Here is a 24,978-nt window from a genome sequence, read left to right on the forward strand (position 1 = left end):
CTTTTCCAGTCACGCCGACTCGCGAGTGCGCAACTTCGCCGAGTCGCAGTACGGACAGCTCGGATCTTCGACCGAGGGCGCGTACGCCAACGTCCTGCCGCAGTCGGCACACTCGAAGCGCCGACTGCTTCGCCGCCCGCCGACGGCGTCGCGAAGCTGATCGAGCAGCCCCATGTATGGACGTCCGACGGATTCGACCTTAACAATTGTCAACAGCTGCCATACAATTCGTCGCCACCGATACGACCGCAATCCCCGAACAGCGAACTTCGCGATTCATCCCCGCCACCCCCACGAGACGGTTCATTTGCGACAGTTCTCGACTGACCTGGCTCGCCCCGATTTCGTATAGCTATATGTGATTTATGGGTTCGGCAGCAGTCACTGGAGTACTGTCAAAACACATTCATGTGTGGCGATCGCGGCTAGAAACACTCTGAACAGCGCCGATTTCCCGGGGTCAGCAACTCGGCGAGGCGGTGCAGTCGCATCCGAGCGGAAACACCCTCCTCAGTCGAGCAGGACGCCCGGTTCAGGACAGCAACGAGTACACGTTCGACTCGTAGGTCTCGCGCACCCTATCGCCCCAGTTGTGAGTGTACGTGTCGATGACGTCCTCGGCGACGTCGCCGCGGAGGTACTTGACGATGCCTCGGTCGCCCGTCTCGCTCCGGAGATGCGTCGTGAAAAAGTGCCGAAAGTAGTGCGGCGTCACGTTTTCCGCGGCGCCGCCGCCGGTTCGATACCAGCCTCGTTCGGCAGCCTGATCGGTGACGATCCGGTGGACGGCGTCGATCGAGAGGCGCTCTCCCCAGCCGTCTCTCGTCCCGACGAACAGGGGTTCGGCCTCCGAGACGGCGTCCGGGCGAGTCGCCAGCCAGCGCGTCAGGACCCGCGACAGCTCCTCGTCGACGGGAATCACGGTGTCGCGTTTTCGCTTGTTCGACTCGGTCCGGCGTTCGCCGTTGACGTCGGCGCCCTGCCGCGGTTCCGCGGATACGTACAGCGAGTTCGGGCGGCCGGAGACCGACGGTCTGACCGACGGTTCGTCCTCGTCCAGCGTGTCGGGAAGGTGGAGGTCGCGAACGTCGAGATTACACAGTTCGCCGGCACGTATGCCCGTCTTCAGGAGCGTAACGATCACCGCTCTATCGAGCGGATGGGCGACCTCGGCGACGAACGATCGCATCTCCGGCACGGAGATCTCTCGTCGCGCCGGGTCCGTGTCGATCGACTCGTCCATCTGCTCGACGACGATCGTCATCGGGTTCGAGTCGAACGCGCCGACCTGGGTCATGTACCCGTAGAATCGGTGGAGGTAGGAGGCGTACGTGGCGATCGTACTGCCCGCTAGTTCGCCGCGCTTGTCGTGGATCCACTCCATGCAGTCCCTGTGCGTCGCTTTGCGGACCGTCACCCCGCTCGACGCCCGGGTCGTTCCGTCGGCCAGGAACGACTCAAATTCCCGTAGAACGCGCTCGTAGGCCTCCTGCGTCCGTTCCGTCTTTCCGTGGTACCCCACGTCCTGGACGAAGTAGGCGATCGGATCGTCGACGTCGCCGGCACCCTGTCGTACTTCGCCGCTCATGACTGGACGGTGTACCCTCCTTCACGGCCGCTGTAGCGGATCGCGTTTTGGTCTTGAAGCTCCTGGACGGCTTCGTCGAGCTGCCGTTCGATATCGTCGGTCACGGCCTCGACCAGCTCGTCCCACGAGAGCGCACCGTCCCGATCGAGCACCTCGAGGACGCGGTCGGTCAGGTCGCCGCCATCGTCGCTCGACCCCGCTTCGGAGGACCCCGTTTCCCCGCCCTCAACCCCAGGGGTAGCGTCCCCAGAACGGGGTTCCATTTCGGCCGTTTCGTGTTCGTCTGCTGACTGCTCGGCGGGCTTGCGCTCCGGTGCCGCCGCGGCATCGCCGGTCGACTCCTCCGGTGGCGAGAAGCCACGGCGCCCGGCCTGGACCATCGTCCGGACGAACTCGCTCTGGCTCATCCCGAGTTCCTCCGCGTGCTCGGCCCACAGACGTTTTTGATACGCCGGCACGTACGTCTTCACGGCCGTCCGGGACGTGTCCGCGTCTCGATCAGTCGTCACGGCGACGACCGACGAACCGCTACGCCTTCAATGTTCCCATAACTCCGGATAAAGTATCTTATTTTATTCTATGGTTCCCTCATACTCCGGTTATTTTGCCATTCTATCACTACAAAACCCTATTCTAGGTACACATCTGCAAATACAAATTTGGGTTGGTGGATGGTCTCTCTCGACGAACGGCGCACCCCGTGATCGAAATCGGACCGGTTTCGGCACCGGTCGCACCCGATCGTCCGCTCGACGCGGACGGTCAGCCTTCGTGGTGAGCGTGAGACGTACTCAGTTTGGTGGCACGCCTACGCTCCTGAGCAGTGCCGTAGCGCCGGTAAGTGCCGCTGGATCGCAGCGGGTCAACCGTCGGCCTGGAGAACCCGTGGTGGCGGCCAACTACTCGGCTCTGTCTTCGTAGATCCGATGCGCTGTCCGCCGTGTGCCCGAGTCACCGATTGTCGGCCGCTCTCCCTGGGTTCGACGTCGAGATGCGCTTTGGTCCCGCCGTGGCTCCCCGAATGCCGACGTACCGCTCGTTCGTCGGTTGCGTGGCTCGCCACGTGTTCTTTCCACACGACGACGTGCTCTCCGATGAGCAGGCTTCAGAACTGATAAAACGCGGTCGCGTAGGCATGGCTGCTCGGTGATGTCGCCAGTCCCGTGGGGGTAGCTCAGGGATACCGAGCTGAGTCTCACTCGGAGAACAGGGTCGATCGCTCAGAGTCGTCTGCTGAACGGGTTGGTTTTCGCCAGTTCGTCACTCTCGTGGAGCGCGTTGTTTGATAGCATTAACCACGACCAGATGGCGCGCACCCACCTTCTAAATCGCATGTCGCTATAGCTAACAAAGACTGTCAATCGTCACGCGCGCGCAACGTCAGAAACTGAGGCTGATTACTCGTCGTCTGCCGAGAAGACGCTTCCTGGAACGTTCGACTGTCCGTTCTTGTCGCCGAATCCGGCACTGAGGACTCGGGTGAGCGCGTCTTCGGCTGACTCGTCGACGTCGATGACGTCTTCCTCGTCGACCTCGACGACGATGCCGCTGGTCACGTTGGGCGACGTCGGGATGAAGACCACGGGATTGCCCTCGTCGGATTCGTGGCCCGTGTCGAACGCCGTCACCCGGAGGTCGCCCCAGGGCTTGATCTTGACGGGGCGTTTCAGCCCGTCGCTGTCCGCGACAGCCGTCTCGACGGCCATCTTCGAGGCGTTGTACACGACTCTGAGCCCCGGGACGCGGTTCATCAGGGCGTCCAGTCGCATCGCCAGCACCGTCCCCAGCGCGGTCCGCATCAGGTAGCCGATGCCGAACACCCAACTCACGAACAGCGCGATGCTGAGCGCGACGCCGACCACGGGCGGTTGGACGCCGTCAACCAGCGGGAGCGCAGCGAGCCTGGTGTAGAGCCAGCGAACGGCAAAGATGCTGACGAGAATCGGAAGCAGGACGACGAGCCCGCTGCCCAGGTTCCGCTTCAGCCAGTCCATAGCTAACCCTGTTCGCACGGCCTCATTAGCGTTCTCGTCGAATCACGACAGCCGACCCGCGATGTCGGCTTCGGTGATGATCCCGACCGTCTCTCCGCGGTCGGTCACCATCACGGCCTTGTAGTGTTCGAGCAGGCTCGTGATCTCGTCGAGCGTCGTGTCTTCCGAGACCGTCGGGAAGCTTTCGCTCATGAACTCCCGGACGGGTTCGGCCCGGTCGTCCTCGTCGGCGTGGACCAGGTCGCTCTGGCTGATGCTGCCGACGGGGATGCCGTCCTGCAGGACGGGGAGCTGGGAGTACGCCTCTTCCTCCATCCGGTGGACGGCGACGCTGAGCTCGTCGTCCGGCGCCACGCGGATCACGTTCTCGTGCATGAGGTCCTCCGCACGAACGATCCCGGTCTCGGCTTCCGCCAGCGCGTTGACGATCCGCCGGAGCGTCGAGAGCCGCGGATCGACGTCGCCGCCCTCGATACGGGCGATCAGCGGCTGGGACACGTCGGCTCGCTCGGCCAGTTCGCTCTGGGTTAGCCCGAGTTCGTTCCGGCGCTCCCGCAGGTCCGCGGGCGTCGGCAGTTCCATACCCGTGATTACCTTAGGTTATATTAAAAAGCTTGGGTCGGGACTTTCCGGAACGGCCGCCCCGAATCCGTCGCTCGATTCCGCTCGTCAGGACCGAATCGCCGTGCGCTTGGGGTTCCCGTTCGGCGTCACTTCACGAGGACTCCGATTCGAGCTGATCTTCGTCCTCGTACTCGATCGTCTCGACGACAGACAGCGGGACGTCACGCAGCGCGCCGCCGACCTCGCTCTTGGCGATGCGCTGGGCGTGCTCCTGACTGTCGGCGTTGAACACTTTCATCTCCAGGACGAGTCCGACCAGCGCGGTCTCGGCGGCGATGAAGGCCGAGTCGAACGGCTCGCCGCACGCGGGACAGCCCGTCGCGCCGACTTCTACCTCGACGTAGTCCATGCTCTCTTCGTTCAGGCGCTTGCCGGCTTCGCTGACCGCGACGCCGATCGCGTCGTCGATCTCGCCGACGTCGCGCACCAACCATGCCGCTTCCATCGCAACGAGGTAGTTGCTCATGGGTACTGTTCGACGCCGGGGCCCCTCTTGCTTTGTGGTTCGCGCGCGTCGTGATGCAAGCCGCGCACGCCATCCGGAGTATCTGCATAAGTTATGGCGAAGCCTCCGTTCATCCAGTGCACACGTACTCGTGGTCGCGAAGAAATGCGCGTTCAGATGAACACAACGCAAGTCCAGTTGAATCGCAAGACTGCGCGGGGGTCGATCGCGTGACATCGACCATTATGTAATCTAAGTTCGATTAGTCTTATATACGCCCATCAGGTGCTCCGTATCGAAGCCAGATGATCGAACGGGTGTACCAATCCACCGTGTTTGCCCTGTACCAGCTGACAATCGCAGTCGGCATCGTCATGATGCCGCTCGCGCTCGCCGCCCAGCGAACGGCCGGCCGCGCGCCGCCGATCCACCGGATCGTCGAGCGCGTCGAGAGCGCGTACGAGGGAGCGAAACCGTAATCGGGTACGCCCGAACCAGATCGATTCTCCGTTCGTTCGATGCTACCGTAGAGAAGTCTGCGGTCCGCTGACCGGGGTCTAATGCCGTCGTCCGGAACGCCGGCCATTTATATACGCGCGACGTGTAGACGCGGGCAATGCGAACCCCGATGCACGACAACGAGTTCTCGCGAAACCGCGACCGGCTGTCGGGTGCCGACGACGATCCGCTGGGCCCCTCCCTCGGGTCGCTTCCCGAACCCCAGTTCTCGGAGGACGAACTGGACAACGTCAACAAGACCGGGACGACGACGGTCGGCCTGACGACCGACGACGGCGTCGTCGTCGCGACGGACATGCGCGCCAGCCTCGGCGGGCGTTTCGTTTCCAGTAAGGACGTCCAGAAGGTCGAGCAGATCCACCCCAGCGCCGTCCTCACGCTCGTGGGCTCGGTCGGCGGCGCCCAGTCGTTCATCAAGTACCTCCGCGTCGAGTCGAACCTCTACGAGACGCGTCGCGGCGAACAGATGAGCATGCAGGCACTGTCCTCGCTGGCGGGCAACTTCGCTCGCGGCGGGCCGTTCTTCGCGATCCACCCGATCCTCGCCGGCGTCGACGATGAGGGCAGCCACGTCTACAGCATCGACCCGGCCGGCGGCGTCGTCCGCGACGACTACACCGTCACCGGCAGCGGGATGCAGGTCGCGTACGGCACCCTCGAACAGTACTACGAGGAGGGCCTCTCGAACGAGGAGGCCAAGGAAGTCGCCGCCCGCGCCGTCAAGAGCGCGGTCGAGCGCGACACCGGCAGCGGCAACGGCGTCTTCCTCGCCGAAGTGTCCGACGAGGACGTCCAGATTCAGGGTCACAAGGACTTCGACGACGTGCTGTAACGCGGTCGCCGATCTTCTCTCCTCTCGCTACTCACTCGTGGCAGCGACTGCTGCAGTCGTCAAGACCTCGATTTCGGCGTCGTGCACCCGGATTTCGGCGTCCGCCGGCCACACTTTTTGTACGAACGGGCCGAAGCCCGCCCATGACCACGATCAAGGACAGCGTCCACGACCACATCGCGGTCGAGGGCGTCGCGGCGGCGCTGCTCGACACCGCCGCAGTCCAGCGGCTCCGCCGGATCGCGCAGTTGGGGACGGTGTCGCTGGCCTACCCCTCCGCGAACCACACGCGCTTCGAACACAGCCTCGGCGTCTACCACCTCGCGTGCGAGGCCCTGGAGCATCTGGGCGTCCACGGCCAGCAGGCCGAGCGCGTCAAGGCCGCCGCCCTGCTACACGACGTGGGCCACTCCCCGTTTAGCCACAACGTCGAAGCGGTGATCCACCGCCGCACCGGAAAGTACCACGACGACGTCGAGGAGCTGCTGGCGTCGAATCCGGTCGGCGACGTGCTGCGATCCCACGATCTGGACCCGTCCGCGGTCGCCGGGCTGATCGCCGGTGACGGCCAGTACGGCCAGCTCGTCTCGGGCGAGCTCGACGTCGACCGGATGGACTACCTCGTCCGGGACGCCCACCACACCGGCGTCCCCTACGGGACGATCGACCACGAGCGGCTGGTCCGCGAACTGACCTTCCTCGACGGCGAGCTCGTGCTGGCGGAGGGCAACGTCCAGACGGCCGAGAGTCTGCTCGTCGCGCGGGCGCTGATGAACCCGACGGTGTACAGCCACCCCGTCGCCCGGATCGGCAAGTCGATGCTCCGCCGGGCGACCGAGCGGCTGATCGACGACGGCATCAGTACGGCCGAGACGATCCGGCGGATGGACGACTACGACCTGATCGCCGCCCTGCGCTCGACCGAGGCGACGGAGACCTACGCGCGCGCGCTCGACGAGCGGGATCTGTTCAAGCGGGCCGTCTGGGCCGAACTCGACGACGTTCCGGACGCCCTGCTCGACGCCGACCACGAGCGCGTTCGCGAACTGGAGGCCGACGTGGCCGACCGGGCGGGCGTGGCGCCCGAGCACGTCGTGATCGACGTGCCCTCGCGCCCCTCGATGACCGAGTCGACCTCCCGCGTCGTCGTCAACGGCGAGATCAGGCGTCTCGGCCAGCAATCTCCGCTCGTCGACGCGCTGCGGGCCGCCCAGCGATCCCAGTGGCGCTTCGGCGTCTACGCGCCCGAAGCGGTCACCGACGGCGTCGGCGGCGCCGCGGCGTCCGTGCTCGGGTTGGAGACCGACGGCGGCCTCGTCTCCGAGGTCCGGCGGGGCCACTACGCGACGCTCGACGAGTTCGACGCCGACGCCGAATAGCGGTCCGGTTCCTCAGCGGTCTCCGACTCGCTGGCGAGGTCGTGCGTCCGCGAAAGGCAAACGGAATAGTGCAAAAGCGCGTTCTCTCCGGTATGGAACTGGAAGGCATCGTCCTGCGCGGACGGTCGTTCGATCCGGTCGAAGGACGGGTCGTGATCGAGGACGGCGAGATCGTCGCCGTCGAGGAGACGAGCACCGACAGCGACGACGTGATCCTGCCGGCCTTTGTCAACGCTCACACGCACCTCGGCGACTCGATCGCCAAGGAGGCGGGCGGCGGGCTGACGCTCGAAGAACTGGTCGCCCCGCCGGACGGTCTCAAACACCGGCTGCTCGACGCCGCCGACCGGGACGAACTCGTCGCGGGGATGCGCCGATCGCTGCGGTTCATGCGCGCGACCGGCACGGGCACCTGCATCGAATTCCGCGAGGGCGGCGTCGAGGGCGTCGAGCAGCTCCAGGACGCCGCCGACGGGCTCGACGTCGAGCCGGTGATTCTCGGCCGGGAGACGACCGACGCCATGGAAGCGAGCGACGGCTTCGGCGCGAGCGGTGCGAACGACGCCGACTTCGATCGAGAGCGCCGGGCGACCCGGGAGGCGGGCAAACTCTTTGGCATCCACGCCGGCGAGGTCGACAGTTCGGACGTCGATCCCGCGCTGGATCTCGACCCGGATTTCCTAGTGCATATGGTCCACCCCGAACCCCACCAGCTCGACCGGATCGCCGACAGCGAGGTGCCGATCGTCCTCTGTCCGCGCTCGAACGTCGTGACCGACGTCGGCCTGCCGCCGGCCGAGGAGTTGGCCGAGCGGACGACGCTTGCGCTCGGGACGGACAACGTGATGACCAACAGCCCGTCGATGTTCCGCGAGATGGCGTTCGCGGCGAAGCTGTTCGATCTGCCCGCGCGGGAGGTCCTCCGGATGGCGACGATCAACGGCGCCGAGATCGCGGGCCTGGATCGCGGCGTCGTCGCCGAGGGGCGCGAGGCGAAGCTGCAGGTGCTCGACGGCGACTCGCACAATCTCGCCGGTGCGCAGGATATCGTCCGGGCGGTCGTTCGGCGGGCGGGCGAGGGTGATGTAAATCGCATAGTGCTATAGGAAATCCGCGGCGGCGCGCTACACTCGGGCCGAGCGCTTCCGTTCGATCCCGCGGAACAGTTTTGATCCCGGACTGCGTGTGCTAACGTAGGACACATGTACGATCGCATTCTGGTCCCCACCGACGGCTCCACGGGCGTCGAGCGGGCCGTCGAGCACGCCGTCGGACTCGCCGAGGAACACGGGGCGACGGTGCAGGCGCTGTACGTCGTCAACGCGGCGACGTTCGGCGGGCTACCCATGGAGACGTCCTGGGAGGGGATCAGTTCGGTCCTGCGCGACGAGGGGCACGAAGCCGTCGAGCGGGTCGAGGAGATCGCCGAGAAACACGGCGTCGAGGTCGAGACGCGCATCGTCGAAGGGATGCCGAGCCGGACGATCTGCGAGCACGCCGCGAGCGAGGGCTGCGACCTGATCGTGATGGGGACCCACGGCCGCGGCGGGATCGATCGCCTTCTGATGGGGAGCGTCACCGAGCGGGTCGTCCGGACCGCCGAGCCGCCGGTGCTCACGGTGAACATGACCGACGACGAGAGCGCGGAGGAGGCCGCCGCCGAGGAACGGACGCCACAGCCGTAGGACGAGGCGGGACAGTCAGACCGGCCGGAGGTGCTCGCAGTCGCCGGCGTGGACGCGGACGACGCCGTCGTCGGTCTCGACGAGCAACGTTCCCGGCAGTTCCACGTCGATCGCTTCTCCTTCGACGACGCCGTCGGGCGTCTCGACGCGGACGTCCTGTCCGAGCGTCGCCGATCGCTCCCGCCAGGCGTCGAGCACGGCGTCGGGATCCGACCGGAGTTCGTCGAACCGCTCCAGAAGCCGCTGGGCGAACAGCCGACGCTCCACGGGGCCGACCTCGGACTGGATGCTCGTCGCGCCCTCGGGGAGCGAGTCGGCGTCGATGTTCGCGTTGATGCCGAGGCCCGGGATCACCCACGACACGCGATCGGCCTCGCCCTCCATCTCGGTGAGGATGCCTGCGAGTTTGCGCTCGCCGACGAGCACGTCGTTGGGCCACTTGATTTCGGCGTCGACGCCGGCTTCGCGCGCGGCGTCGGTGATCGCGACTGCCGCGGCGAGCGTCACGACTGGAACGCGGGCGGGCGGCAGATCGGGTCGGAGAACGATGCTCAGCCAGACGCCGCCGCTCGGCGAGGACCACTCGCGATCCAGTCGCCCCCTGCCGCCGGTCTGCTCGTCGGCGAGCACGACCACGTCGCTGGCGCCGTCGTCGGCCAGATCGCGGGCGACGGCGTTCGTGCTCGGGACGCTCTCGCGGTACTCCACGTCGAAGGTGGCTTCCAGTCCGTACTCGACGGCAGGGCCGCCGAACTCGGGGACCGACACCAGCTCGTAGCCGTCGTCGCGGCTCGCGATCTCGAAGCCGTCCTCGCGCAGCGCCTCGACGTGCTTCCAGATGGCCGCCCGCGAGACGCCGAGTTGCTCCGCCAGATCGGGGCCGGTCACGGGGCCGTCGTCCAGCGCGTCGAGGACGCTCCGGCGCGTGTCGTTCATGGCGCAGAATTTCTGCGGCAGGGCCTTTGCTTTGACGGGCGCTGTCGACGTCTCGGTCCCGTACCCTTTTATTTCCTTCATCCATACTGACACGTATGGCATTGCGCAGGCTCCTCGGGACGGTAGTCGGGTACGCGTTCCTTGCGGTTGCGTTCGGCGCCGCGCTCGGCGGACTCGCGATGGCCGGTTCCGCGGTTCTCGGCGGCGTCTCAGCCGGGAAAGCGTTCGTGACGCTGTCGCTGTTCGGGCTGTCGATGTGCACCTGGTTCAGCGGCTACTTCCTGCTCCGGGCGACTCGCGGAACCGTGCTACCAATCGATCCCGATCGGAGCCCGGCGTCTATCTTCACCCGAGGCGGCGGTGGCGGTGGGGGTCTGTAGTCCACCGTAGCGGCCCAGACGAGAAGCCCTAAATTGCCGCCCTGTCAGAGTTCCCGTATGGACGACTACGACCTGATCACGCGCAACGCCGAGGAGGTCGTCACCGAAGAGGAGGTAGAGGCCCTCGCGGCCGACCCCGACGGCAAGCGCGCGTACGTGGGCTACGAGCCCTCCGGCGTGCTCCACGTCGGCCACCTGCTCACTGCGAACAAGCTGATCGATCTCCAGGAGGCGGGCATGGAGGTCGTCGTGCTGCTCGCGGACGTGCACGCCTACCTCAACGGGAAGGGAAGCTTCGAGGAGATCCGGGAGACGGCCGAAGTGATGCGCGAGCAGTTCCTCGCGTACGGCCTCGACGCCGAGCAGACCGAGTTCGTCTACGGCTCGGAGTTTCAACTCGACGAGGAGTTCGCGCTCGACCTCCACCAACTCGAACTGTCGACCTCGCTCAACCGCGCCCAGCGCGCGATGGCCGAGCTTCAGGGCGGCGACACGGCGAAGGTTTCCCACGTCGTCTACCCGCTGATGCAGGCGCTGGACATCGAGTACCTCGACGTCGACCTGGCGGTCGGCGGCCTCGACCAGCGCAAGGTCCACATGCTCGCGCGCGAGGAGCTGCCCGACCTCGACTACGAGGTGCGCCCGGCGCTCCACACCCCCATCATCGCCGACCTGACCTCCGGCGAGGGGAAGATGTCCTCCAGTTCTGGCGAGACGATCTCGATGGAGGACTCGGCCGAGGCGCTCGAAGAGAAGGTCAACGCGGCCTTTTGCCCGCCGACGCGCGATCCCGAGCCCGACGAGGACGGCAACGAGCGCGAGAACCCCGTCCTGGAGCTGTTCCGGTACCACGTGTTCCCGCGCTTCGAGTCGGTCACCGTCGAGCGCCCCGACGAGTACGGCGGTAACGTCACGTACGACGACTACGAGGCGCTGGCGAGCGCTCTCGAAAGCGGCGAGCTCCACCCGGCCGACGCCAAGGGCACGCTCGCCGAGTACCTCGACGAGCTGATCGCGCCCGGCCGCGAGCGTCTCGAAGAACTCCGAGCGTAACGACGTTCGGGCGTCACGACGCCGCTCCCCGGCGTAGCTTCTTCTTTCGAATCGGTCGCGTAGCTGTGCTTCGACGTCGGACGACGCCGCTCGGTCTCGTTCGTGCGCTTCTCCGCTGCTCCGAGAGCGCGACCAGTCCGTTATAATCTCCATAAGTTATGAGTTACATTTCTCGTGGCCGAATCTACAACTACTCCAACTTCGAGAAAACACTCGACGAAGGATTTTAGTGAAGAAACGTAGCTAGTAACTCGTGAGGAGGTGTAGAACATGGTCGAGAGAACACCCGATCGACGCCGAACGGAATCGCCCGTGACCGACAGCAGCTCGTTCCGGCCGCCTTCGGTGTCGAGACACGACGTCGTGCTGGCCGTGATTCCGGCCGCGCTGTTCGTCGCGGCGCTGCTCGGGCAGTTACTCTCGATCCCGTTCCAGACTGCTCTCGTTGGGGGTGCGATCGTCGCCGGCCTCGCGGTCGCCGACGGCCTGTTCCGGAACCCGCCGCGTCGGCCTCGGGCCGCGTAACGGGACCCGTTCTCGACGCCAGTGACAGGGGCGGCTTCGCTGCTGCGGTTCGCTGATAGCGGAGAACGATCAGTCGCCAGCGCGCGCCGTTACTCGTCGAGCCAGCTGCCGGCCCAGCACTCGATCTCGTCGAACACCGGGCAGAGCGACTCGCCCTTCTCGGTGAGGCTGTAGTAGGTCGCGACCGGCGCGTCCTCCTCCATCCGGCGGTCGACGAACCCGAGCTCTTCGAGGTCGTCGAGTACGCGCGAGAGCGTCCGCGAGCTCGCGTCGGTCGACCGTTTCAGTTCGTTGAAACGCTTCTCGCCGTCCTGCAGGTCGTGGAGCACGACGAGTCGCCACTGGGACCCGATCTGCTCGATCGATTCGATGACGGCGCAGGGACCGTCTTCTTCCTCCGCCTCGGCGGTCGACCGCTGGAGATCCGATGACATCGGTGATACCTGATTACAGCTTTGTCGCCGAGAGAATATATGGGTTCGGTTCCTAACCAGGTAACGTGATGATACCACAATCGACGCGATCGATCGTACCGCTTTCCGACCGTGCAGCGGCGACGGAGGTGGCGGCGTGAGTCTCGCGCCGCTCGCCCTCGGGAGCGCCGGCGCCGACGTCGCGTTTCTCCTCGCACGAGTCTCCTTCGGCGCGGTCCTGGCGTTCATGGGATGGAACCATATCACGAACGCGGAGTCGATGAGTGGCTACGCCGAGATGAAAGGCGTCCCGGCGGCGTCGCTGGCGGTCCCGTTCACCGGCGGCATGTTGCTGTTCGGCGGGCTCGGGATCGCTCTGGGTGTCTTTCCGACGCTCGCGGCCGGCGCGCTCGTCGTGTTTCTGCTCGTGACGACGCCGGTGATGCACGACTTCTGGGCGGCCCCGGAGGACCAGCAGCAAGACGAGCTGACCGCCTTTCTGAAGAACGTCGCCATGCTCGGGGCCGCGTTCTGCTTCCTCGCGCTCGCGGGTGCTGACTGGGCGTACGCGGTCGGCGTCGGACTGTAAGTCGCCCCCATTTGTCCGGTTATTTTCCGCCTCGAGCGACACCTATCCATACCGATAATTTAAATCGGCGGCACCCCACCGTGGCGATATCGTGATCGAGGTCGACTCGCTTCGCAAGGAGTACAGCGGCTTCGTCGCCGTCGAGGACAGCAGTTTCTCGGTCGACGCCGGCGAGGTGTTCGGCATCGTCGGCCCCAACGGAGCGGGGAAGACGACGACGCTGAAGATGCTCGCCGGACTGATCGAGCCGACCAGCGGCGCAGCGACGGTCGCCGGCGTCCCCGCCGGCGAAACTGAAATGCGGCGCAACCTCGGGTGGGTCCCCGAGGAATCGCCGCTGTACGAGGACATGACCGCCCACTCGTATCTCCGCTTTTTCGCCGACCTCTACGACGTGCCTCGGGAGCTCGCGAACGAGCGGATCGCCGAGGCGCTCGACAGGCTCGATCTCGAGCACCGGGAGCGCGCCATCGGCGACATGTCCAAGGGGATGAAGCGAAAGGTCGCCATCGCCCGCGCGCTGGTGAACGATCCGGACGTGCTGATCTTCGACGAGCCCGCCAGCGGCCTCGACCCGCTGACGACCAACTACATCATCGACTTCGTGCGCGAGTTGAGCGACGAGGGCCGGACCGTCGTGTTCAGCGCGCACAACCTGTTCCACGTCGAGAGCCTCTGCGATCGGATTCTGGTGATGAATCGCGGCGAGGTCATCGCGCGCGGCAGCTTAGAGGAGATCCGCGATCGCCACGGGCGCACGGAGTACCGCGTCTACACCGATGTTCCGGTCGATGGCGCCACGAAGGAGAACGGCCGGTATCGTCGGGTCGTCGAGTCGATGGACGCCGTCGAACGAACCCGCGAGAGCGCCCAGACCGAGGGCGGCTCGGTCGTCGACATCCAGACCCACGAGCCGAGTCTCGAAGAGATCTTCCTCGAAATCGCGGGCGAGTCGCCCCGGGAGGCCGAGGCGTGACGCTCGGGCCGAGCGAGTTGGGCGTCCGCGGCGTCGGCGTTCGGCTTCGGCGTCTCGCCGCCGCTGCGCGGGAGTTCGCGGCCAAGACCGCGCGGATCGCCCGCTGGGAAGTGACGCGGTCGGCGGGGACGCTCGACCGGCGAACGATCCTGCTCGGCGTCGCCGGCGTCCTGCTCGTCGGCCTCGTCGCCCCGGTCGCGCTGGGCGGCAGCGCCGCGCTCGACGAGGGGATCTACCGCGTCGGCGTCGACGAGGAGAACCCCTACTACCCCGTCGTCGAGGAGAGTTCGGCGTTCCGTCCGGCCGAACCAGACGAGGCGGCGCTGAACCACAGCGAGATCGAGCTGCTGATCGAAGGGAGAACGGTCCAGTACAACAGCTCCGTCGGCAAGAGCGAGGCCGCGCTCTCGGAGTTCGCGAGCGCCGTCGAGGCGTACAACTTCGAGACGATGCGCGAGGACGACAACCGGAGCGCCGCCTTCCCCATCGTCGTCGACTTGCGATACGAGGAGCGCCCGCCGATCGGCACCGACATCGATGCACCCCGAGACGGCACGGGAGACGGGGGATCCGGTGATGGGACAGACAGTGCCGGGGGCGACGGCAGCGGTACTGACGACGGCGGTGGCGGCAGCGACGACGGCACCGGAAGCGACGATGGTGGTGGGAGTGCAGATGGTACTGGTTCCGACGACGGCGGTTCCGGCGACACGGGCGGATCCGATGGCGGCGCGGCGTCGGGCGATGGAGGGACGGACGGCGGCGGAACCGCCGGCACGGCTGCCAGCGGTGGTGCCTCCGGCGGGGGCGGCGGCCTGCTCGGCGGCATCCTCGGCGGGGCCAGCACTGGAGACTCGCCGGCCGAAATCTCCCCGCCGTTCCCGATGCAGTCGCTCGTGCTCGCCTTCCTGTTTATCGTGCCGATGAACTTCGTCATCCAGCTGTACGGCGGCTCGATCATGAACGAGCGGATCAACCGCAGGGGCGAGCTCATGCTGGTCGCGCCGGTCGGGCGCGCCGCCATCGTGGCCGGGAAGACACTGCCCTATCTCGCGGGGCTGGCGGTCATCTCGACGGCGATCGCGCTCGCGATCGGTGGGGGGATCCTCTCGGTCGGCGCGGTCGTCCCGCTGGCGATGCTGTTTCTGGCGGCGGCGTTCGTCGGCGCGATGTTCTCTCGGTCGTTCAAGGAGCTCACCTTCGTCACGGTGACGATCAGCGTCGGGCTGAGCTCCTACGCGTTCGTCCCGGCGATCTTCACGAACGTGACGCCGATCGCGCTGATCTCGCCCCTGACGCTGGTCGTCTGGGACATACAGGGCCAAACGGCCACTCTGGCGGAGTACGCGTTCTCCACGGGGCCGCTGTACCTGACCAGCACGCTGCTGTTCGGGCTCGGCGCCGGCGTCTACCGTGAGGAGGACATGTTCAGCCAGCGGGCCGTCCACCTGAAGGCCCTGGACGCGCTGGCGAACTACGCCCGGACGCCGCGGAGCGTCTTCGCGGTCACCGGGCTGTCGATCCCGTTCGTGCTGGTCGGCGAACTGCTCGCGATCGCGATCCTGTTCGCGATCCCGCTCCAGCTGTCGGCGCCGGTGCTGTTGCTCTCGATCTCGGTCGTCGAGGAGCTCGCCAAGAGCCTCCACGTGTACGCCGGGTTCGCGCACAACCGCTGGACGCCGACGCTGCGCTCGGCCGCGATCGTCGGCGCCGCGAGCGGCGCCGGATTCTTCGTCGCCGAGAAGGCGACCCACGTCGTCAGCTTCGTCGGCATCACGACGCTCGATCTGGGTCGCATCGCGTTCCCCGAGTCGGCCGCGAGCTACGCCGCCCCCGTCGCCGTGGCGATGTTCTTCCTCCCGCTGGCGCTCCACGCCGTGACGGCGATCGTCTCGGCGGTAGGGGCGCGCCGCGGGCGCTGGCACTACGCGGCGACGCTCGGGCTGGCGATCGCCATCCACACGCTGTACAATCTGGGGGTGACCCGCTATGTCGCGTGAGGGATCGCAATGGGGCGCCCGCCTGACGATCGCGAAGCGCGAACTGGCGACGCTCAAAAGCGAGAAGACGATCGTGCTCGCGCTGGTGATCCAGCTGTTCGTCGCGGCGTTCTCGTCGTTCCTCGTCGTCGGGCTCGTCTCGCTGTACGATCCCTCCGGCGCCGAGGGCCAGACCGTGCGGGTCGGCGTCTCCGGCGAGCAGCGCCACGACCTCGCCGCGATCGCGAACCAGCAAGAGGGCGTCCGGCCGATCATCTACGAGAGCGGCGAGACCGCGCGACAGGGGTATCGAAACCACGCCGTCGACGCCGTGATGATCGCCAACCAGCGGTCGGACGGGCGGATCACAGTGGAGACGATCGCGCCCGACTCGGGCGTCGAGTCGACGCTCGTCGTCGTCTCGCTTCAGGAGACGCTGATGGAGTACGAGAGTTACGAGCGCGATCAGCGGAGCGCGTATCTCGATCAACAGCCCCTCGGCGTCCCCGACGTTCCCTCCGAGAACCCCTACTACGGGTTCACGTACACGGTGCTCGTCCCGCTGCTGGTCCTGCTGCCGGTGTTCATCAGCGGGAGCCTCGCCGTCGACGCCGTCACCGAGGAGTTAGAGCGGGGGACGCTGGAGCTGCTGGCGGTCGCGCCGGTCGAACTCAGGGAGATCGTCGACGGGAAGCTGCTCGCGGCCGCCGGGCTGGCGCCCGTGCAGGCCGCGCTGTGGCTGGTGCTGCTGTCCGCGAACGGGACGCCGATCGCGAACGCGCCGGCCCTGCTGGCGATCGCCGGCGCGCTCTCGCTGGCGGTCGTCTCGATGGGGATCGCGCTCGCACTGGTCACCGCCGACCGGCGGCAGGCGCAGTTCCTCTACTCCTTCGGCATCCTCACGATCGCCGGGGCGACGACGCTGCTGCCCGAGCACCCGCTGAACACGATCGCGAAGCTGGCGATCGGCAGCCCGGCCCAGACGACCTGGGTCGCGGTGGCGGGCTACCTCTGTATTGGTCTGGCAGCGCTCGTCGGCGTCCAGTTCGCGGTCGCGCGCGTCGACGTCGATCGGCTGCTCGGTTCGGCGTGACGGCGCCGCGTCGCGGCCGCGAGACGCTGCCGACGCCGCGGCGACGTGACAATGCCGCTCGACTGGTCGCGACGCGGCGTCACGACGCCGCTTCTCACTCGCTGCGCACGTCTTCTGCGACGCGCCGGATCGTCTCGTACTCGTCGTCGCTGTAGGCGATGAACCGTACGTCGACCAGCGACTCGGGCTCGTGGGCGTCGATCGCCTCGCAGACGATCCGGGCGCCGTCAGCGAGGTCGAAGCCGGCGACGCCACAGCCTAGCGCCGGAAGCACCAGCGACTCGCAGTCGAGTTCGTCGGCCCGCTCCAGCGAGTTGCGCGTGGCCGACCGGATGCTCTCGGCGGTCGCTTCACCACTCCCGTAATGGGGCATCGCAGCGGCGTGGATGACGTGTTCGGCGTCCAGGTCGTAGGCGTCGGTTACCGCCACCGCGCCGAGATCGACCGGCCCCTTCGAAACGGCTTCTTGGTTGAGTTCGCTGCCGGCGCGGCGACGGAGCGCCCCGGCGACGCCGCTGCCCATCTGCAGGCTCGTCCCCGCCGCGTTGACCAGCGCGTCGGCCGACTGGGCGGCGATGTCTCCCTGCACTACATCGAACTCCATGGGCGAGCGTTCGAGCGCATCGCGCACAAACGTGTCGGCGATCCGGCGTCCGTCACAAGTCACCGTCGGCGCTCGAAACACGACACTCGCGAACGAGTAGCACACATCGCGTCACAACTAAGTACGACAGGGAGAATCTTCGAGCAACGATGTCACAGGAGACCCCGCGGTACGACGACGGGAGCTTCGAGCAGTACGGCGGCCGCCACGTCCCCGAGCCGATGGAGGAGGCGCTGGACCAGCTGGCGGCGGGGTACGAGGAGATCGCCCAGACGCCGGAGTTCGAGGCCGAACTCCGCGACGTGCTGGAACACTACGCCGGCCGGCCGACGCCGGTGTACCACGCCGAGCGGCTCTCGGAGGCGTTCGGCGCCGAGATCTATCTCAAGCGCGAGGATCTGCTCCACGGCGGCGCCCACAAGATGAACAACGCCATCGGGCAGGCGCTGCTCGCCAAGAAGGCGGGCAAAGAGCGGCTGATCGCCGAGACCGGCGCGGGCCAGCACGGCACCGCGACGGCGATGGTCGGGGCGATGTTCGATCTGGACACGGAGATCTACATGGGCGAAAAGGACGTCCGGCGTCAGGAGATGAACGTCTTCAGGATGCGCCTGATGGGCGCCGAGGTCAACGAGGTGACCCGCGGCGGCGCCGGACTGGCCGACGCCGTCGACGCCGCGCTGGAGGATATGATCGAGAACATCGACGACACGCACTACCTCGTCGGCTCGGTCGTCGGTCCCGACCCGTTCCCGCGGATGGTCCGGGACTTCCAGTCGGTGCTGGGCCGCGAGGCGCGCGACCAGATCCTCGACCAGGCCGGCCAGCTTCCCGACGCCGCGGTGGCCTGCGTCGGCGGCGGGTCGAACGCGATGGGGCTGTTCGACGCGTTCCGCGACGACGAGGAGGTCGCGCTGTACGGCGCCGAGGGCGGGGGCGAGGGCGCCGATTCGAAACGTCACGCCGCGCCGCTCGATTCCGGCACCGACGACGTGATCCACGGGATGAAGACTCGCGTCATCGACGACGACGTCGAAGTCCACTCAGTGTCGGCCGGGCTGGACTACCCCGGCGTCGGTCCCGAGCACGCGATGTTCCGCTCGACCGGGCGCGCGGAGTACCGCGGCGTCGACGACGAGGCGGCGCTCGAAGCGTTCCGGACGCTCAGCCGGACCGAGGGGATCATCCCGGCGCTGGAGACCAGCCACGCGATCGCGCTCGCCGAGGAGTTGGCCGACGAGCACGACGTGATCCTCGTCAACCTGAGCGGCCGCGGCGACAAGGACATGCGGACCGCCGCGGAGGAGTTCGATCTCGGCGCGTGATCGCTGTTTCCGGCCCCACAGATCGGTCCCGAGCCGGACCTCCATGAAAAAACAGAAATATCTTCGGCCAAAAGTCATATTAAACCGGTTCCAGGGGAGCCACCAATGATAGGGGATTCGTCGTCGGACCTGCTGACCGAGTACGTCACGCTACTGCGAGAGTTCGGCCTCCCGCCCGAGGACGTTCGGGAGCTACACGCCGACGAGGACGCGTCGGCCGACGCGTCGCTGCGGCAGTTCGTCGCGCAGCGCGTCGACGACGGCTCGCGCGAGGCGCTGTTTTCCCGGCTCGTCGAGACGCTGACACAGTCCCGGCGCGGCATCAGCGCGACGGCGAGCTACTGGAACTACGCGCCCGAAGTCCACCTCGACGAGGTGTTCGAGCCGTACGGCTGTTCGGTGACGTTCCGCGACGCCGTCCACGGCGGCGACGGCGCCAGCGTCGAGATCGAACTCGAGGACGCCGGCGGATCGATCCACACGATGCGCTTCGAGTACCCCGACACGCCGCTGGACGACGATAACCTGCCGGCGTTGCTCGACGCCGTCGAAACCGAACTCCTCGCGAACACCGACCTCAGCTTCGCGCTGCTATCGGGGATCGACCGACGCTGGCGCGTCGTGTTGCTCGAATCCGACCGGCTGGCCGAGCTCCGGCGTCGCCACGGCGACCGGATCGAGTTTGCGGGACTCCCGCTGCTGTGCGAGGACCAGCCCTCGGCGTTCGCCAGCGGCGAGACGCCGGCGGTGTACCCGCAGGCGATCGAGATCGGCGCCGACGCCACCGACTCGTCCGGCGCGTCGCCCGCCGACGCGACGGACCGCACCGTCGACCCGGCAGACCTGCTGGCCGACGGCGACGCGGCCGCATCCGAGCCCGACGCCGCGGCCGAGCCGACCGCCGACCCCGGCGCCGTCCTCGAAGCGTCGCCCGACGAACTCATCGCCGATGGGACGGCGGAGCCGGGGGGCTCGTCGGACGCCGGCGTCGAGGCGAGCGATCAGGAACTCAGGCAGGTGTTCGGCGACCTTTCGGACGTTTCGCTGGAGCCGACGGCGACCGACGACACCGGGCGGAGCCTCCGTCCGGACGACCCGCCGGTGCTCGAACTCGGCACCGGCGCCGACGGGTCGGGATCGGGCGCCGACGAAGCTGACGGGAGCGCGACGAGCGAGGCCGGCGAGACGGACGAGGAGCCCGCTGCCATCGACGGCCTGTTCGAGGAACTGGAGCGCAAGGCGATCACGGGCGACGACGGCGCCGCCGGCGGAGGCGGCGGGACGGCCGTCGTCGGAGGCGTCGCCAGCGCCGGAACGCCGACTGTAGGCCCCGATAACAGCGGTCACGACGGCCCCAGCGAGGACCCGACGCTGGAGGAACTGCTGTCCGACGCCGACGCGCTCGCCGAGGGCGCGAGTGCCGATACCGGAGACCCAAGTACCGGCGTCGACGACGCGACGGCCGCCGACCGCGAGGACGCAGAGACCGATGTCGACGGAGGAGATGTCGACGGAGGGGATGCCGACGATACAGACTCCCCCGGGGAGTTCGAGTGGCTGAGCGATACCGAACTCGCCGAGCGGGAGTGACCGCTCGGTAAACTGGACGGAAAACCGTACGTCGAACGGCGGGACGACCGCGTTGTAACGGGAGTGGGCGTCGAACGACTTCTCGACTCAGAGCTGCAGCCAGTTCGTCGAGACGCCGCCGTCTCGGAGGTGCCAGCGCTGCTCGGGACCCTCCTCGGCGTCGCGCACTTCCACGACGGCGTCGAACAGCGGTTCGAGCAGGTTCACGTGATCGCTGTCGCGGTCGACCCGGAGATGAAAGTGGCCCATCCCGCCGACCTGTCGAACGCGTGCGGTGACGACGTGCAGCAGGCGAAACAGCCGTTCGGGCTCGTGGTCGACGAACAGCGGCCCCAGCGAGTCGAAGCAGAGACGAAGCTCGGCCGGTTCGAAGCCGTCGGCCTCCGCTTCGAGAACGTCGACCGCATCGACGATCTCGGTACCGAGGGCACTCAGCTCGTCGTCCGCACCGTCGCCGTTCTCGCCGGCGCGGTGGCGGACGACCTCGCGCCCGTCCCCGTCGAGGTCGTCGAGCGAACAGCCACAGACGCTCCGGCCTTGCGTGAACGCGAACACGCGCCGGCGACCGGCGCAGTCGTCGCCCACGAGATGCCGACAGGCGCCGCTGTGGCCCGCCCCCGAGTGTTGCCCGACGACGAGCAGGCTGCTCCCTTCGCGCTTGAGTTCGGACAGCTGCTGGGAGAACGCGGAGCTCTCCGACGCGCCGCCCGGACCGGTTCGCATCCTCTCTTTCTTGGAGGCTCGGTATAATAAGTATTGTGTCATTCTTCGGTGGATACAGCCGAAAACGGGCGCCGCAGCGATCGTCTCGCAGGTGGTGGAGATATCGGGACGCAGTTACCGTCGGCACGACGCGCCGGGACCGGTTCGCGTCCGCGTTGAGCACGCTTAAGAGCCGCGGGTTACTTGGCCCGAACATGCAACCACGCGACCTGTCGGCCCACGACGAGTACGTCGCGGGCCGGGGGATCGAGGAGGTCGCCCGCGAGCTCGGCCGGGAGCCCGACGAGTTCGTGAAGCTCGCCTCCAACGAGAACGCGCTGGGCCCGTCGCCGGCCGCCGTCGCGGCGATCCGTGAACGCGCCGAGACGGTCCACAGCTACCCGAAAGCGTCCCACGCCGACCTGGCGGAGCGACTCGCCGACGAGTGGGACGTTACGCCCGAGCAAGTGTGGCTGGCCAACGGCGGCGACGGCGCGCTGGACTATCTCGCTCGCGCCGCGCTGGATCCGGGCGACGCCGTACTCGTGCCGGAACCGGGGTTCGCGTACTACCCGATGAGTGCGCGCTACCACCACGGCACCGTTCGAAAGTACGACCTCTCGAAGGACGACGAGTTCGCCCAGACCGCCGAAACCGTTCTCTCGGCGTACGACGGCGAGCGGATCGTCTACCTGACCAGCCCGCACAACCCGACCGGCTCGGTCGTCGCCCTGGAGGACGTCGAGCGGATCGCCGCCGAGACCGACGAGGAGACGCTGGTCGTCGTCGACGAGGCCTACGGCGAGTTCGCCGACGTCGACAGCGCCGTCGAGATCGTCCGCGAGCGCGACGACGTCGCGGTGCTCCGGACGTTCTCGAAGGCCTACGGCCTCGCGGGGCTGCGCCTGGGCTACGCCGTCACGCCCGCCGAGTGGGCCGACGCCTACGCGCGAGTGAACACGCCCTTTGCCGCCAGCGAGATCGCCTGTCGGGCCGGGCTGGCCGCACTGGAGGACGACGAGCACGTCGCGGAGACGATCGAGACGGTCGCGTGGGCCCGCGAGTATCTCGCCGACGCCGTCGAGGCGCCGACCTACGACAGCCAGGGCAACTTCGTGCTGATCGAGGTCGGCGACGCGAGCGCGGTCGCCGAGGCGCTCAAGCGAAAGGGCATCATCGTGCGCGACTGCACGAGTTTCGGGCTGGACGACTGCATCCGCGTGACCTGCGGCACGAAGCCCGAGACGCGGCAGGCCGCCGAAGCGATCAACGAGGTGCTCGCCGACCGATGAGAGTGGCAGTCACCGGGACGCCGGGGACCGGCAAGACGACCGCGACCGAGCGACTCGACGCCGATCTCGACGTGGTCCACCTCAACGAGGCAGTCCGCGAACACGACCTGTACGACGAGGTCGACGAGGAGCGGGACAGCGTGATCGTCGATCTCGACGCCGCCCGCGAGTGGCTCGGCGACCGCGACGACGTGCTGATCGAGTCGCATCTCGCACACCACCTCGACGTCGACCGCGTGGTCGTGCTGCGGTGCCATCCCGAGGATCTGGAGGATCGCCTGCGCGAGCGTGGCGACGAGAGCGAAGCCTCGATCACGGAGAACGCCGAGAGCGAGGCGCTCGACGTGATCCTCTCGGAGGCGGTCGACCGCCACGGCGTCGAGTCGGTGTACGAGATCGACGCTACGAATCGGAGCCCGGACGCCGTCGCCACCGAGATCGACGCCGTCGTCCGCGGCGAGCGCGAACCGAGTGCCGGCGAGGTTTCCTTTATCGAGTACTTATGACGCTGGATCAGTTCCGCCACGTGGCCGATCGGCTGCTCGATCCGTTCGTCTCGCTCTCGACGAAACTCGGCGTCACGCCCGACGCCATCAGCGCGCTGGCGTTCGTCGTCGCGGCCGCGGCGGGTGGCGCCTACTACCTCGCGGGCGACGCCGCGCTCTGGTACTTCGCCGGCGCGGTGCTGGTGGGGCTGAACGGCTGGCTGGACATCCTCGACGGCGCCGTCGCCCGCGAGATGGGCACCGACTCGAAAGCGGGCGACCTGCTCGATCACGTGCTCGACCGGTACGCCGACATCGTGATGGTCGCGGGGCTGGCCGCGGGACTCGACCGCTACGGGCTGGGGCTCGCGGCGGTGACGGGCGTCCTGATGACGTCGTATCTGGGGACGCAGTCCCAGGCGGTCGGACTCGACCGCGTCTACGGCGGGATGCTCGGGCGCGCGGACCGGCTGGCGCTGATCGGCATCGTCACCGGCGTCGCCGCGTTCGTCGACGTGGCGGCGCTGGGCTTCGGGCTGGTCGGCTGGCTGCTCGTCGTGTTCGCCGTCGTCGGCCACGTCACGGCGCTCCAGCGCTTCTGGGGCGCCTGGCGCGCGCTGTCGTGATCGGGTCGTCGCGGTGATGGCATCGCCGTCTCCGATGCCGATTTCGACGGGGCACACCTTTTATCAGTGCTGCGAGCCTAGGACCGAGCATATGGTGCAGTGTGAAATGTGCGGCGCCAACGTGTCGTCGCCGAAGACGGTCAAAGTCGAGGGTGCCGAGCTCGACGTCTGCGACGACTGCGCTGACTTCGGGACCGAAGTCAAGACCCAGGACAGCTCCAGCACGTCGACGAAGTACTCCACGTCGTCGAGTTCGGGCGGGAGCTCCGGTGGCGACAGCTCGGGATCGTCGAGCTCCGGCGGCGGTGGCGGCCAGCGCCGTCGCTCGGACATGTTCGACGACATGGACGAGATCGTCACCGACTACGACGAGCGCATCCGGCAGTCCCGCGAGGACCGGGATCTCTCCCAGTCCGATCTCGCCAACGAGCTCAACGAGAAGGCCAGCCTGATCCGCAAGCTCGAACGCGGCGACACGCTGCCCAGCGACGACGTCCAGTCGAAGCTCGAGAAGTTCCTCGAAATCTCGCTGTCGGGCGGCGCCGGCGGCGACGACGAGGAGTGGAGCGGCGGCTCCTCGACCGGGGAGTACACGCTGGGCGACGTCGTCAAGCGGAAAGACTAGCGACTTCTCACAACCTATTTGTCTCGGCGGAACGGGCTTTCGGGTATGTTCGTCCTTGTCAACCTGAAGGCGTACCCGTGCGATCCAGTCGAAGTAGCGACCGCTGCGGCCACCGTCGCGGACGATTCCGGCGTCGACGTCGGTATCGCGCCCCAGGCCGCGCACCTCCCGGCCGTCGCGGAGACGGGCGTCGAGACGTGGGCCCAGCACGTCAGCCCCGTGGAGCACGGTAGCCACACCGGATCGACGCTGGCCGAGGCCGTCGACGACGCGGGCGCGACCGGGACGCTGCTCAACCACTCGGAGAACCGGATGAAACTCGCAGATATCGACGCCTCGCTCGACGCCGCCGATCGGGCGGACCTCGAGACGGTCGTCTGCGCGAACAACCCCGAGCAGATCGCGGCCGCCGCGGCGCTCGGCCCCGACGCCGTCGCCGTCGAGCCGCCCGAACTGATCGGCGGCGACGTCTCCGTCGCGACCGCCGATCCGGGAATCGTCGAGGACGCCGTCGACGCCGCCGCGGCGGTCGACGAGAGCGTCGACGTCTACTGCGGCGCCGGCATCTCGACGGGCGAGGACGTCGTCGCCGCCGAGGAGTTGGGCGCCGACGGCGTCCTGCTGGCCAGCGGCGTCGCCAAGGCCGACGACCCCCAGGCGGCGCTCGAAGACCTCGTCGACCCGCTGTAACCGTCGAGCTATCGGGCAGTCGCGGCTGT

The 24,978-nt window shown here is 67.4% G+C and carries 29 protein-coding genes; 19 read left to right on the plus strand and 10 right to left on the minus strand.

From position 1 onward, the window contains the following. Positions 1-9 precede the first annotated feature (9 nt). The 6 genes from NO931_RS02410 to NO931_RS02435 all read right to left on the minus strand — a co-directional run bounded on the left by NO931_RS02410 (position 10) and on the right by NO931_RS02435 (position 4,672). A complete protein-coding gene (locus NO931_RS02410) occupies positions 10-174 on the minus strand; it encodes a hydrogenase maturation nickel metallochaperone HypA (protein ID WP_256391027.1) in 165 nt (54 codons plus the stop codon). 358 nt (positions 175-532) lie between these two features. After that, positions 533-1,588, minus strand: a complete 1,056-nt coding sequence (locus tag NO931_RS02415; RefSeq protein WP_256391028.1) for a tyrosine-type recombinase/integrase — start codon at positions 1,586-1,588, stop codon at positions 533-535. Then, positions 1,585-2,097, minus strand: coding sequence for a DUF5805 domain-containing protein (locus NO931_RS02420; protein ID WP_256391029.1), 513 nt, complete (start codon positions 2,095-2,097; stop codon positions 1,585-1,587). Before NO931_RS02420 ends, NO931_RS02415 begins: the two co-directional genes overlap by 4 nt. An 888-nt stretch (positions 2,098-2,985) precedes the next feature. Next, positions 2,986-3,582 carry a DUF502 domain-containing protein gene (locus NO931_RS02425; RefSeq protein ID WP_256391030.1) on the minus strand — a complete coding sequence of 199 codons (597 nt, stop codon included), beginning with the start codon at positions 3,580-3,582 and terminating at the stop codon, positions 2,986-2,988. 42 nt (positions 3,583-3,624) lie between these two features. Continuing rightward, positions 3,625-4,164, minus strand: coding sequence for a CBS domain-containing protein (locus NO931_RS02430; protein WP_256391031.1), 540 nt, complete (start codon positions 4,162-4,164; stop codon positions 3,625-3,627). Positions 4,165-4,297: 133 nt separating this feature from the next. After that, positions 4,298-4,672 carry a DUF555 domain-containing protein gene (locus NO931_RS02435; protein WP_256391032.1) on the minus strand — a complete coding sequence of 125 codons (375 nt, stop codon included), beginning with the start codon at positions 4,670-4,672 and terminating at the stop codon, positions 4,298-4,300. 284 nt (positions 4,673-4,956) lie between these two features. Here NO931_RS02435 and NO931_RS02440 point away from each other — a divergent pair, with 284 nt between their 5' ends. The 5 genes from NO931_RS02440 (at position 4,957) to NO931_RS02460 (ending at position 9,066) form a co-directional block, all read left to right on the plus strand. After that, on the plus strand, positions 4,957-5,130 hold the full coding sequence (locus tag NO931_RS02440) for a hypothetical protein (RefSeq protein WP_256391033.1): 174 nt from the start codon (positions 4,957-4,959) through the stop codon (positions 5,128-5,130). A 137-nt stretch (positions 5,131-5,267) separates the two neighbouring features. Further along, complete coding sequence (gene psmB / locus NO931_RS02445) at positions 5,268-6,002, plus strand: archaeal proteasome endopeptidase complex subunit beta (protein WP_256391034.1); 735 nt, start codon at positions 5,268-5,270, stop codon at positions 6,000-6,002. A gap of 143 nt (positions 6,003-6,145) precedes the next feature. Then, complete coding sequence (locus NO931_RS02450; RefSeq protein WP_256391035.1) at positions 6,146-7,381, plus strand: HD domain-containing protein; 1,236 nt, start codon at positions 6,146-6,148, stop codon at positions 7,379-7,381. A 92-nt stretch (positions 7,382-7,473) separates the two neighbouring features. Next, the gene (locus NO931_RS02455; protein WP_256391036.1) at positions 7,474-8,487 is read left to right on the plus strand and encodes an amidohydrolase family protein; all 1,014 of its coding nucleotides are present in this window, start codon (positions 7,474-7,476) and stop codon (positions 8,485-8,487) included. Between the two features lie 96 nt (positions 8,488-8,583). Then, positions 8,584-9,066 carry a universal stress protein gene (locus NO931_RS02460; protein ID WP_256391037.1) on the plus strand — a complete coding sequence of 161 codons (483 nt, stop codon included), beginning with the start codon at positions 8,584-8,586 and terminating at the stop codon, positions 9,064-9,066. Between the two features lie 15 nt (positions 9,067-9,081). Here NO931_RS02460 and NO931_RS02465 read toward each other — a convergent pair whose 3' ends face one another. Then, the gene (locus tag NO931_RS02465) at positions 9,082-10,002 is read right to left on the minus strand and encodes a biotin--[acetyl-CoA-carboxylase] ligase (RefSeq protein ID WP_256391038.1); all 921 of its coding nucleotides are present in this window, start codon (positions 10,000-10,002) and stop codon (positions 9,082-9,084) included. A gap of 95 nt (positions 10,003-10,097) precedes the next feature. Between NO931_RS02465 and NO931_RS02470 the strand changes: the two genes are divergently transcribed. The 3 genes from NO931_RS02470 to NO931_RS02480 all read left to right on the plus strand — a co-directional run bounded on the left by NO931_RS02470 (position 10,098) and on the right by NO931_RS02480 (position 11,960). Beyond that, positions 10,098-10,382 carry a hypothetical protein gene (locus NO931_RS02470; protein WP_256391039.1) on the plus strand — a complete coding sequence of 95 codons (285 nt, stop codon included), beginning with the start codon at positions 10,098-10,100 and terminating at the stop codon, positions 10,380-10,382. 57 nt (positions 10,383-10,439) lie between these two features. Beyond that, positions 10,440-11,435, plus strand: coding sequence for a tyrosine--tRNA ligase (locus NO931_RS02475; protein WP_256391040.1), 996 nt, complete (start codon positions 10,440-10,442; stop codon positions 11,433-11,435). A 270-nt stretch (positions 11,436-11,705) separates the two neighbouring features. Further along, positions 11,706-11,960, plus strand: coding sequence for a DUF8015 family protein (locus NO931_RS02480; protein ID WP_256391041.1), 255 nt, complete (start codon positions 11,706-11,708; stop codon positions 11,958-11,960). Positions 11,961-12,049: 89 nt separating this feature from the next. Here NO931_RS02480 and NO931_RS02485 read toward each other — a convergent pair whose 3' ends face one another. After that, positions 12,050-12,394, minus strand: coding sequence for a winged helix-turn-helix transcriptional regulator (locus tag NO931_RS02485; protein ID WP_256391042.1), 345 nt, complete (start codon positions 12,392-12,394; stop codon positions 12,050-12,052). Positions 12,395-12,530: 136 nt separating this feature from the next. On the opposite strand from NO931_RS02485, the gene NO931_RS02490 reads away from it, so the two are divergent. From NO931_RS02490 to NO931_RS02505, 4 genes are all read left to right on the plus strand, one after another. Beyond that, entirely contained in the window at positions 12,531-12,962 is a 432-nt protein-coding gene (locus NO931_RS02490) for a DoxX family protein (protein ID WP_256391043.1), read from the plus strand. A 91-nt stretch (positions 12,963-13,053) separates the two neighbouring features. Next, complete coding sequence (locus NO931_RS02495) at positions 13,054-13,938, plus strand: ABC transporter ATP-binding protein (RefSeq protein ID WP_256391044.1); 885 nt, start codon at positions 13,054-13,056, stop codon at positions 13,936-13,938. Further along, on the plus strand, positions 13,935-15,938 hold the full coding sequence (locus NO931_RS02500; RefSeq protein ID WP_256391045.1) for an ABC transporter permease: 2,004 nt from the start codon (positions 13,935-13,937) through the stop codon (positions 15,936-15,938). Before NO931_RS02495 ends, NO931_RS02500 begins: the two co-directional genes overlap by 4 nt. Next, a complete protein-coding gene (locus NO931_RS02505) occupies positions 15,928-17,010 on the plus strand; it encodes an ABC transporter permease (protein WP_256391046.1) in 1,083 nt (360 codons plus the stop codon). Before NO931_RS02500 ends, NO931_RS02505 begins: the two co-directional genes overlap by 11 nt. Before the next feature lie 94 nt (positions 17,011-17,104). On the opposite strand, the gene NO931_RS02510 is transcribed toward NO931_RS02505, so the two are convergent. After that, entirely contained in the window at positions 17,105-17,614 is a 510-nt protein-coding gene (locus tag NO931_RS02510) for a macro domain-containing protein (RefSeq protein WP_256391047.1), read from the minus strand. A 149-nt stretch (positions 17,615-17,763) separates the two neighbouring features. Between NO931_RS02510 and trpB the strand changes: the two genes are divergently transcribed. Further along, positions 17,764-18,939: a tryptophan synthase subunit beta gene (gene trpB, locus NO931_RS02515; RefSeq protein WP_256391048.1), complete on the plus strand. Its 1,176-nt coding sequence runs from the start codon at positions 17,764-17,766 to the stop codon at positions 18,937-18,939. A 105-nt stretch (positions 18,940-19,044) separates the two neighbouring features. Continuing rightward, a complete protein-coding gene (locus tag NO931_RS02520; protein ID WP_256391049.1) occupies positions 19,045-20,529 on the plus strand; it encodes a hypothetical protein in 1,485 nt (494 codons plus the stop codon). Between the two features lie 87 nt (positions 20,530-20,616). Here NO931_RS02520 and NO931_RS02525 read toward each other — a convergent pair whose 3' ends face one another. Continuing rightward, positions 20,617-21,252, minus strand: a complete 636-nt coding sequence (locus NO931_RS02525) for a DUF7504 family protein (RefSeq protein WP_256391050.1) — start codon at positions 21,250-21,252, stop codon at positions 20,617-20,619. A gap of 194 nt (positions 21,253-21,446) precedes the next feature. Here NO931_RS02525 and hisC point away from each other — a divergent pair, with 194 nt between their 5' ends. The 5 genes from hisC to tpiA all read left to right on the plus strand — a co-directional run bounded on the left by hisC (position 21,447) and on the right by tpiA (position 24,949). Further along, complete coding sequence (gene hisC / locus NO931_RS02530) at positions 21,447-22,523, plus strand: histidinol-phosphate transaminase (protein WP_256391051.1); 1,077 nt, start codon at positions 21,447-21,449, stop codon at positions 22,521-22,523. Then, the gene (locus NO931_RS02535) at positions 22,520-23,029 is read left to right on the plus strand and encodes an adenylate kinase family protein (RefSeq protein WP_256391052.1); all 510 of its coding nucleotides are present in this window, start codon (positions 22,520-22,522) and stop codon (positions 23,027-23,029) included. Before hisC ends, NO931_RS02535 begins: the two co-directional genes overlap by 4 nt. Then, positions 23,026-23,634 carry a CDP-alcohol phosphatidyltransferase family protein gene (locus NO931_RS02540; RefSeq protein ID WP_256391053.1) on the plus strand — a complete coding sequence of 203 codons (609 nt, stop codon included), beginning with the start codon at positions 23,026-23,028 and terminating at the stop codon, positions 23,632-23,634. The genes NO931_RS02535 and NO931_RS02540 overlap by 4 nt, the downstream gene beginning before the upstream one ends. 91 nt (positions 23,635-23,725) lie before the next feature. Continuing rightward, positions 23,726-24,259 carry a multiprotein bridging factor aMBF1 gene (locus tag NO931_RS02545; RefSeq protein WP_256391054.1) on the plus strand — a complete coding sequence of 178 codons (534 nt, stop codon included), beginning with the start codon at positions 23,726-23,728 and terminating at the stop codon, positions 24,257-24,259. Between the two features lie 45 nt (positions 24,260-24,304). Further along, positions 24,305-24,949: a triose-phosphate isomerase gene (tpiA, locus tag NO931_RS02550; RefSeq protein WP_256391055.1), complete on the plus strand. Its 645-nt coding sequence runs from the start codon at positions 24,305-24,307 to the stop codon at positions 24,947-24,949. Positions 24,950-24,978 lie beyond the last annotated feature (29 nt).

This window comes from Natronoarchaeum rubrum, assembly GCF_024494695.1.